The sequence below is a fragment of the Moritella sp. genome, assembly GCF_033791185.1.
GTDB lineage: Bacteria > Pseudomonadota > Gammaproteobacteria > Enterobacterales > Moritellaceae > Moritella.
Map to the genome: position 1 here is coordinate 1 of NZ_JASJHF010000308.1, position 8,096 is coordinate 8,096.

The window sequence follows — 8,096 nt, forward strand, 5'->3', positions numbered from 1 at the left end:
TCTCACGCTCTGCTTCAACCCATGTACCTGTCATTAGCGTATTAGGCGAAAAATCGTTAAGTTTCCAACGTAACGGCAAGCTGTAATTTAAGCGGTAGCCTTGTTCAAGATGAAAAGTCCACAAACGCTCTGCGCCAGCAAAATATCGACGATCTTCCGGCTGCCACAAGATTTCAACACGCCCTGTCAGCGTGAGTATATGACCCTTGTCAAAATCGATAAAAAGCAATCCGGCTTTTGGGTTTTCCACAAAATTACCCAAGGTATTAAAATGATTGTTGCCTACATAATCCGGAATAGTGAGACTTTTATTATTGTCCACGCGAATAAAACCGGGTTTTCCGCCACGGTGTGATACATCAGCGCCAATACTGGCATCACTGCTCGCTGCTTTTTCATTATCCCCATTTATTGCATTATTAACAAAACTGGCCACAAAAAAAGTATCGCTATTGGCAATCAATTGCTGAGCTGCCACATCCAATTCAGTCAAGGCTTCAACACTACTGCTTGGCATGCTATTGGGATCAATGAATTCATACTCACGCTTTTGAATATATTGCGGGCAATTACCAAAAGATTGATCAATCGAAAGCTGGATCTGTTTATCATTTGAAGCTGTTATATGCGCCGCTAAGCGATTGCGACGGCGGCTTTCCAACTCAATACCCAGCAACCCAAGTTTGGTATTACCATCCATAGCCTTGCGTAACGGATCGCCAACCACAGGTTGTACATTGAGATGTAGGCTTTGCTCATCTGGCGATTGAATAAAACCTGGCTGATTAAATAAAATAGATGCCCATGGCCAACCATCCTTATCGCCATGGCCAACAAATATAAATGGCAGTTGCTGATAAAACTCACGATGCTGTGGTGGCATATGGTCGCGAATAACACGACGACCAAAACGCTCCATCTGCTCTCTTACCCCTAACTTTTCCTGTATGGCTTGTTCGCCACGGTGAAATGGAGAGGTAACTAAGTTCGAATTAAGGTCCATGGTATCTATCCTCTTAAGCGGTAAGGCCAACAGCGGTGTTTTGCATCGGCACAAACCCTGTTAATGCTTCAAATCTGGTTAACCAGCGACGTACATGTGGGTACGCAGCTAATGATATATCGCCCTCTGGCGAATGCGCGATATAAGCATAGTTTGCCACATCTGCAATGGTTGGTGTTGTTCCGACTAACCAGCTGCTATCAGCAAGGTGAGTATTTAATTCAGTGAGCAATGCATGGGCAATATTTTTAGCATGTTGATGGTCAAGACTGGCGCCAAATACATTCACTAAGCGTGCCGCAGCAGGGCCAAAGGCAACTTTACCCGCAGCAACAGACAGAAAACGCTGAACTTGCGCAGCTTGGGTAAAATCTTCAGGTAACCAAGTACGATAAGGGTCGTATTTACTCGCGAGGTAAACCAAAATGGCATTGGAGTCAGCTAAAGTCATATCACCATCTTCGATAACAGGCACTTGACCAAGGCTATTTCTTTGTAAGAATTCAGGCTGTTTATGTGCCCCCTTAAGCAAATCAACATCAATGATGTCGTTGTCTAAACCGAGTAAAGAAAGAAAAACCTCAACACGATGTGAATGGCCTGATAATGGGTGACGGTATAATTTAATTGCTGACATAAGTAATTTCCTTAAAATGTGTGTTAACAGTGTTTGCTCAGTATTGCTTTGCGGTGTTGTTGATAGAGTAAGTATCGACCAAGTTGAAATATTGATAAACAGGTGTATTGTTGAATGATTGTCAACACTACATTGACAATCAGGCGGCGTTGATAATCACAGCAGTATTGATAACGAGGATAGACAACACATGGATACATTAGACGGCATTAAAACCGTAATAGCGGTTGTTGAAACCGGTTCTTTTACGGCAGCAAGCGAGCGGTTGAGCATGTCGAAAGCGTTAGTTAGCAAGTACATTGCCGAGGTTGAAGCACAGTTAGGTGTACGCTTGTTTAATCGCTCGACCCGCAGGTTAGTCTTAACAGAAGCTGGTCAACGTTATTACGATAGTGCCCTGCCCTTATTAGATGAGTTTTCAGGACTGGTTGATAATGTGACGGGCGAGCAAACATCACCGCGAGGTAACTTACGCATCAGCACCTCAGTAACGTTTGGCGATACGATGTTGTCACCAAAGTTACCTGAATTTTTAGCACGTTTCCCCGATATTAGCGTAGATTTACAACTCACAGACCGCATGATAGATATGCTCGAAGAAGCCGTTGATGTGGTCATTCGCATCGGCAGTGTTGATGATTCCAGCCTTATTGCCAGGAAGATAGCAGACTTTCCGTTAACCTTATGCGCTTCTCCTCTGTATTTAGCCACTCATGGCCATCCACTAAAACCGCAGGATATTAACCAGCACAACTGTATTATTGATAGTAATTTTAGGATTGGCAAACAATGGCCTATCGTTGCACCTGATGGCAAAACAGAGATCATAACGGTGACATCTAACGTGGCAGTGAATAGTCCCCGCGCAGTCAAAGCGATGGCAATGTCTGGTGGCGGCATCGCTTTAATACCCAATTTCATTATCAAAGATGTACTTGAATCGGGGGGATTAGAAGAGGTGTTACCTGGTTATAGTACACTGACATTTGGCATGTTTGCCATCTACCCTCATCGTCGCTATCAGCCTAAAAAATCACGCTGCTTCATTGACTTCTTAATTGCCGAATTTGGCGGGTAAATATACCGTTAAATACCGCGCCACAGTGATACTAATTTTGGGTGTATCGCAAGACTTTATGAATTGCACATAGGTTGTACAACAAGGAAATGTTAACGCCTCATGACCTGCTGACTTTGGCATTGTAAATTGAATAGGAAAATGCCAATAACAAGCAAATAGCAGCCGGGATATATAAGGCATAAAAATTTAAAATACTGAAAAAATAGGCACCGAATGAGCCACCCGAAATGAAGCCGATCATAATTAAGATAAACAATGATGCCTTTCTTTTATCAAATGGTTCACCCCTCAACCTCGCCCCTAACATAATACCCAAATCAGTAAATATACCCGTTAAATGGGTTGTTCGGATAACAGCGCCACTGTAAGTAGTGACAAGTGCGTTCTGTAAGCCGCAAGCCGCTGAAACCCAATAATTACTTTGCACTGAGCCTTGAGCTAAGAAATATATAGATCCCAAAATAAGCATGGCTTCTAAAGCCAGAAGACCACTGTAATTACGACCCAATTTTAATGCGCCGCTACGCAGGAAATAACCTGATATTACAGAACCCATTAGGAAACTAAGGATAACTAAAACCAAGTGAAGCACATCAGAAAAATTGGCGTTTATAATTCCGGTTCCAAGCAGTGTCGCGGTACCAGATAAATGTGAAACGGCTTGGTGTTGAAAACCTAATAATCCAATAGAATTAATAAGCCCAGCAACCAGAGCAAGCACAAATGAGCCATATTCTACCCAGCGGGGTAATTTTGAAATCACGACAACTCTTTAAGCTAAAAATAGCTTGTTAAATGGAATGCCGTATAAGGTGAATTCCATTGTAATTTTATTGCGATGAACAGTAGCAAATTTATTGTTAATTACAAATCGAGAATCAAACATAGCTATCCTAAATCAAATAAAACACAGGGAAAAAGCCTAAGCCTATTGTCGCTGTATATAAATTATTCTGCTGGCAGAAAATGAGCTTCAAAAAGCAACTGGAGTTCTTTCAATTCTATGGCCTCAACCGCCAAATAATGGCACTTAATGACATCATTGAATTATTTGGCGCTATAAGCATCTGGTTTCAAAGCTGGGAATTCAGCATGTATTGCGAATTTGTATTGAAATTCGATACCCATCTGCAGCACTATTTTATACACTATCAGCCTATTCAAATTCATGAGTCAGATATGAGTATACCGGTAGACGTTTTACAAGCAGTTGCCAACGTAATGAGAGCAGAGCGCGTTGTCAGTACTCAACTAATCCAACCGTTATGGGGGGGATACGGTGAGCTTTTTCGAGCCTCATTGGACGGTAGCCAGTATACCTCGGTGATAGTTAAACATATCAAATTGCCCCAACCCAAAGTGCATCCTCGCGGTTGGAACACGCCTATCTCTCATCAGCGAAAGTTGAAATCATATCAGGTGGAATTGCACTGGTATCAGCACTACGCCAATCATTGTCTGCCGCAATGCCCAGTACCCAAGTGCCTGTATGTTAATGAGTTGGATGATGAAATATTACTCATCATGGAAGATTTAGCCACGCTAGGATTTGAGCATACCGTCACCAGTTTTGAGCCTACTCCGCTTAATTTTAAATTTACTCATAGTAACTTCGAACCTGACAGTTCTACCCACGAGTCAGTGGCAGACGTTCCACAAATCAATCATAAAAAAATAGAGGCATGCTTGTCTTGGCTGGCTTATTTCCATGCTCAGCACCTGGCGATTGAGCCAGATGGTTTGTGGGAGTGCGGCAGTTATTGGCACCTAGCAACCCGTCCTGACGAGCTAGAAAAACTAACCGATGTGCCATTGCAACAAGCCGCAGAACGAATAGATAAAACATTACAGCAATGCCAGTTTCAAACGCTTATTCATGGTGACGCTAAGTTAGCTAACTTCTGTTTCACCACCGCTGGAACTCAGGTTGCAGGCGTTGATTTTCAATATGTCGGCCAAGGTTGCGGCATGAAAGATGTGATCTTATTGCTGAGCAGTTGCTTGCCCTATCAACGCTGTGAGCAGGACGTACCGGAACTGTTGAACTATTATTTCAGACTCTTAAAACAAGCACTCATCGAGCAGCAACCACATATTGACCCACAAGCCGTGGAAGATGAATGGCGCCCGCTTTATTCTATCGCTTGGGCTGATTTCCAACGTTTCATGAAAGGCTGGAGTCCGACGCATTGGAAGATCAATAGCTATACCGAAGCACTGACTCAACAAGCGTTAACACAATTAAACTCCGCTGAACAAGGTAAATAGAGATAATGAAACTAACCGATTGTCAGCTGGAACAGCTACTCCAACTCGCCACAGAGGCGGCATTAAAAGCAGGCTCGTTCATCAACAACGTTGATAGGCGCTCACTACAGGTACACAATAAACAGGCGGGATCGAGTTTGAGCGCGCAGGTGGTAACGCAAGTCGATTTGGACAGCCAAGCCATTATATTGGAGATACTGCAGCCAACTATCGAGCAATATGATATTGCCCTGTTGACCGAAGAAAATGCCTGCGAGGAGGATGTTGCAACTCACGCCCGCTTTAATAAAGACTACTTCTGGTGTATCGACCCACTCGATGGCACCCTGCCCTTTATTGAAGGTGGGAATGGTTTCGCCGTGTCTATCGCGTTGGTCGATATGGCTGGTAACCCGATCATTGGCGTGGTGCATAATCCCTGCACAGGCGATCTCTACCAAGCCATCAATGCACAACCACTGATATCAGTCGTATTGAAAAATGGCTTGCCTTGGCGACCTGAGCAGCCTAAGAAAAATAGCCATGCATTAAGTTTGTATATAGATCGCAGTTTCCAGCAAGACTCACGCTATCCGACAGTCGTTGAACAATTATCAACGCTTGCAGGACAACAAGGACTGGAATTACAGGTAATCAAAAACTGCGGCGCGGTCATGAATGCCATTGGCGTACTCGAAAATCCACCAGCGTGTTATGTGAAATTACCCAAAGCGCAGCTCGGAGGCGGCAGTTTATGGGATTTCAGTGCGACAGCGGCAATAACCCAAGCACTGGCGGCTCAATATTTAGCGTCATCTTCAGCTGCGTTTTGCGCAGTCAGTAATTATCAGGGTGGTGCCTTAGATCTTAACCGTAGTGATTCTAATTACATGAATCATCAAGGGGTGCTGTATAGCAATGGCGTAGGTACGTCCGGTAACCAGTACGGTTTATTTACTTAATCCGGTCTTTGTAGGCTAAACGGCACCGTAATAGATGCATATTCCCCGCCTCCTAATCGCGCCAGCGGTTTAACTTTATCTGCCGCAATTTTCATTCGGTTTTTATTATCTTGAATCACCACAGAGTCATTAATATAAAGCTGCTTCACTTCAACAAAGATCAGTGTTTGCGGCGCATCACCCAACTCTTTAATGTCATAAAGCTCACAACCATAAGCGATATCACATTGCGCTAATCGCGGTAAGGGAAAATCTGCAAATGCCGTGGTGGTTAATCCGGTATTGGCAAGTTCAGATTCACCGTGCGCTAATGTCGCAGCTGTCTGCGTGACGAGTGCGGCATGATCTGCCGAAGCTATGTGGATGACCATTGTTTTATGCTTAAGAACGTTAGTGAGGGTATCTTTGCTATCACCATTGGGTTTAGTGCCAACAGATATCATTAATAAGGCAGGATCACTCGATACAGCAGTGAAATAGGAAAACGGGGCTAAGTTATAGTTTTCATTACCTGAATCGGTGAGCGCCCAGGCAATCGGACGTGGAATGACGGTTTGAGTCATCAAGTGGTAACGCTGATTGGCGGAAAAATCGGAAAAGTTTAACTGCATGTCACTAACTCCTTGTTGTAGCAAAGGAGCATCGTGACATACTAAACATTTAATTGCTGATATTTTTTAATCAAGCCGTAATGTATACCAGAGGTAACCCTGACACATACTGGCTTATTTATCTAGGGTAACAGGGGTTACAAAACCCGGTGGTTTAACCGCAAGTACCGAACAGTCGATCCGGTTGAGGATCATTTCAGCAGTATTGCCCATAAAAAATCCGGAAATACCCGAGCGAGCCACTGTCCCCATGACCACAATATCAGCCTCAATCTTGTCGGCAAAAGCGGGGATCTCTTTATGGGCTTGGCCTTTAAGTAAATGCGATTGGGGGTTGAGATATTCAAAAGAATTCCGTCCCAATTTATTCATTATCTCATCCATGATTTTGTTCAAACTCTGAGTATGCTGTTGCTTTATCTTCTCGGTATAAATCACGATATCTTTCTCTGCTATTGCGGCAAACCCGCTGCGTAAGTCTCTTTCGCCAGTGGCTTCCCATGCATGAGCAATATGCAGTTCGGCGAATTCAGACAGTGCTAACGAACTCGCCATATCGATAACTTGATGGGTAAGTAAGTTTCTGGTATCTAATTCTTCCGATGGGACATCATTATCGACATCCACAGCAGCGAGAATACGGCGGTATGATTTGGGGGTATCCGACTTAACTAACCAAACCAGACAAGGGCATTTACGTAACAGATTCATGTCATTACTGCCGATCAAATTCTGCAATCGGCCGTTAATTTCGGCAGCCTTAATGACCATGTCATAATCGTTACGAAGCACCTCGCGAATGACTTCCAAATACGGAATACCGATAAGCACCTTGGTTTGGATTTCAAGTTTATCGTGCCAAGGGTCGATCAATTCTTGCAGTTCTTTTTGATGCTCCGCCACTATGCTGGCCTGGATCTTATCAAGCGATAGAATACTATTGGGTATTTTTATATTGGACGGTATTTTTTCAATAACTTTGGCAACCGTCAGTCGAGCTTGGTTGTTATTTGCTAACGCTACAGCCCGCTCTAACGTCGCGGCACTGTTAGGATCAGACGTTACGACACAAATAATATTTTTAAATCGTTGCATATCACTGTCCTATAATAATCCATTCGATCTATGTGTCGATCATGATTTCATTTGTAAATGGGGGTTTAAAATCGATCTTTTATCTAGTAGTAATTATGGACTCAATTTATGTTTCTTGCCCCTTCTTGCAACAGAAAAGCTGTTTTCCCTCACATTATATAGGGTTAATATGGTGGTATCGATAAACTAAACTGTATTTATATATTGGTGTGCACAGCGCTTGTGCACATTTCTTAATTAATCTTGGCTAATGCTTCGGCATCTAGCATAAGGTCCTGCGCGTTATATAAATCGAGCAGTATTAAACATAAGCCATGATCCAATAACCAGCTGCGCAAGATACTTAGCAATACTGGCCTATAATAGCGCGCAATTTTTGCAAACCCTTTCCTTTGTTCGCGGTTTTCCAAGCGAGATAAACGCTGGCGGATTCATGCTCAGCTGCCAGCTTAATTTCAAC

Annotated in this window: 8 protein-coding genes; 3 read left to right on the forward strand and 5 right to left on the reverse strand. The window is 43.3% G+C overall.

Annotation, left to right across the window (positions count from 1 at the left end; genetic code table 11):
* Positions 1–1,003 (reverse strand): pyridoxamine 5'-phosphate oxidase family protein (locus QNK26_RS17570; RefSeq protein WP_319225320.1); only part of this gene is annotated, 1,003 nt, incomplete at its 3' end.
* Between the two features lie 13 nt (positions 1,004–1,016).
* Positions 1,017–1,640, reverse strand: coding sequence for a glutathione S-transferase (locus QNK26_RS17575; RefSeq protein ID WP_319225322.1), 624 nt, complete (start codon positions 1,638–1,640; stop codon positions 1,017–1,019).
* Between the two features lie 190 nt (positions 1,641–1,830).
* Here QNK26_RS17575 and QNK26_RS17580 point away from each other — a divergent pair, with 190 nt between their 5' ends.
* Entirely contained in the window at positions 1,831–2,718 is an 888-nt protein-coding gene (locus QNK26_RS17580) for a LysR family transcriptional regulator (protein ID WP_319225324.1), read from the forward strand.
* A gap of 100 nt (positions 2,719–2,818) precedes the next feature.
* Here QNK26_RS17580 and QNK26_RS17585 read toward each other — a convergent pair whose 3' ends face one another.
* A complete protein-coding gene (locus tag QNK26_RS17585) occupies positions 2,819–3,484 on the reverse strand; it encodes a YoaK family protein (protein WP_319225326.1) in 666 nt (221 codons plus the stop codon).
* A 416-nt stretch (positions 3,485–3,900) separates the two neighbouring features.
* Between QNK26_RS17585 and QNK26_RS17590 the strand changes: the two genes are divergently transcribed.
* Together QNK26_RS17590 and QNK26_RS17595 are read left to right on the forward strand one after the other, a co-directional pair.
* Positions 3,901–4,989, forward strand: coding sequence for a phosphotransferase (locus QNK26_RS17590; RefSeq protein WP_413816377.1), 1,089 nt, complete (start codon positions 3,901–3,903; stop codon positions 4,987–4,989).
* A gap of 5 nt (positions 4,990–4,994) precedes the next feature.
* The gene (locus QNK26_RS17595) at positions 4,995–5,930 is read left to right on the forward strand and encodes a 3'(2'),5'-bisphosphate nucleotidase CysQ (protein WP_319225328.1); all 936 of its coding nucleotides are present in this window, start codon (positions 4,995–4,997) and stop codon (positions 5,928–5,930) included.
* Here the strand turns inward: QNK26_RS17595 and QNK26_RS17600 are convergent.
* On the reverse strand, positions 5,927–6,541 hold the full coding sequence (locus QNK26_RS17600) for a flavin reductase family protein (RefSeq protein ID WP_319225330.1): 615 nt from the start codon (positions 6,539–6,541) through the stop codon (positions 5,927–5,929). The two genes, QNK26_RS17595 and QNK26_RS17600, sit on opposite strands and share 4 nt — an antisense overlap.
* Positions 6,542–6,655: 114 nt before the next feature.
* Positions 6,656–7,636 (reverse strand): universal stress protein, encoded by a 981-nt coding sequence (locus QNK26_RS17605; protein ID WP_319225331.1) that lies wholly within the window; start codon positions 7,634–7,636, stop codon positions 6,656–6,658.
* Positions 7,637–8,096 lie beyond the last annotated feature (460 nt).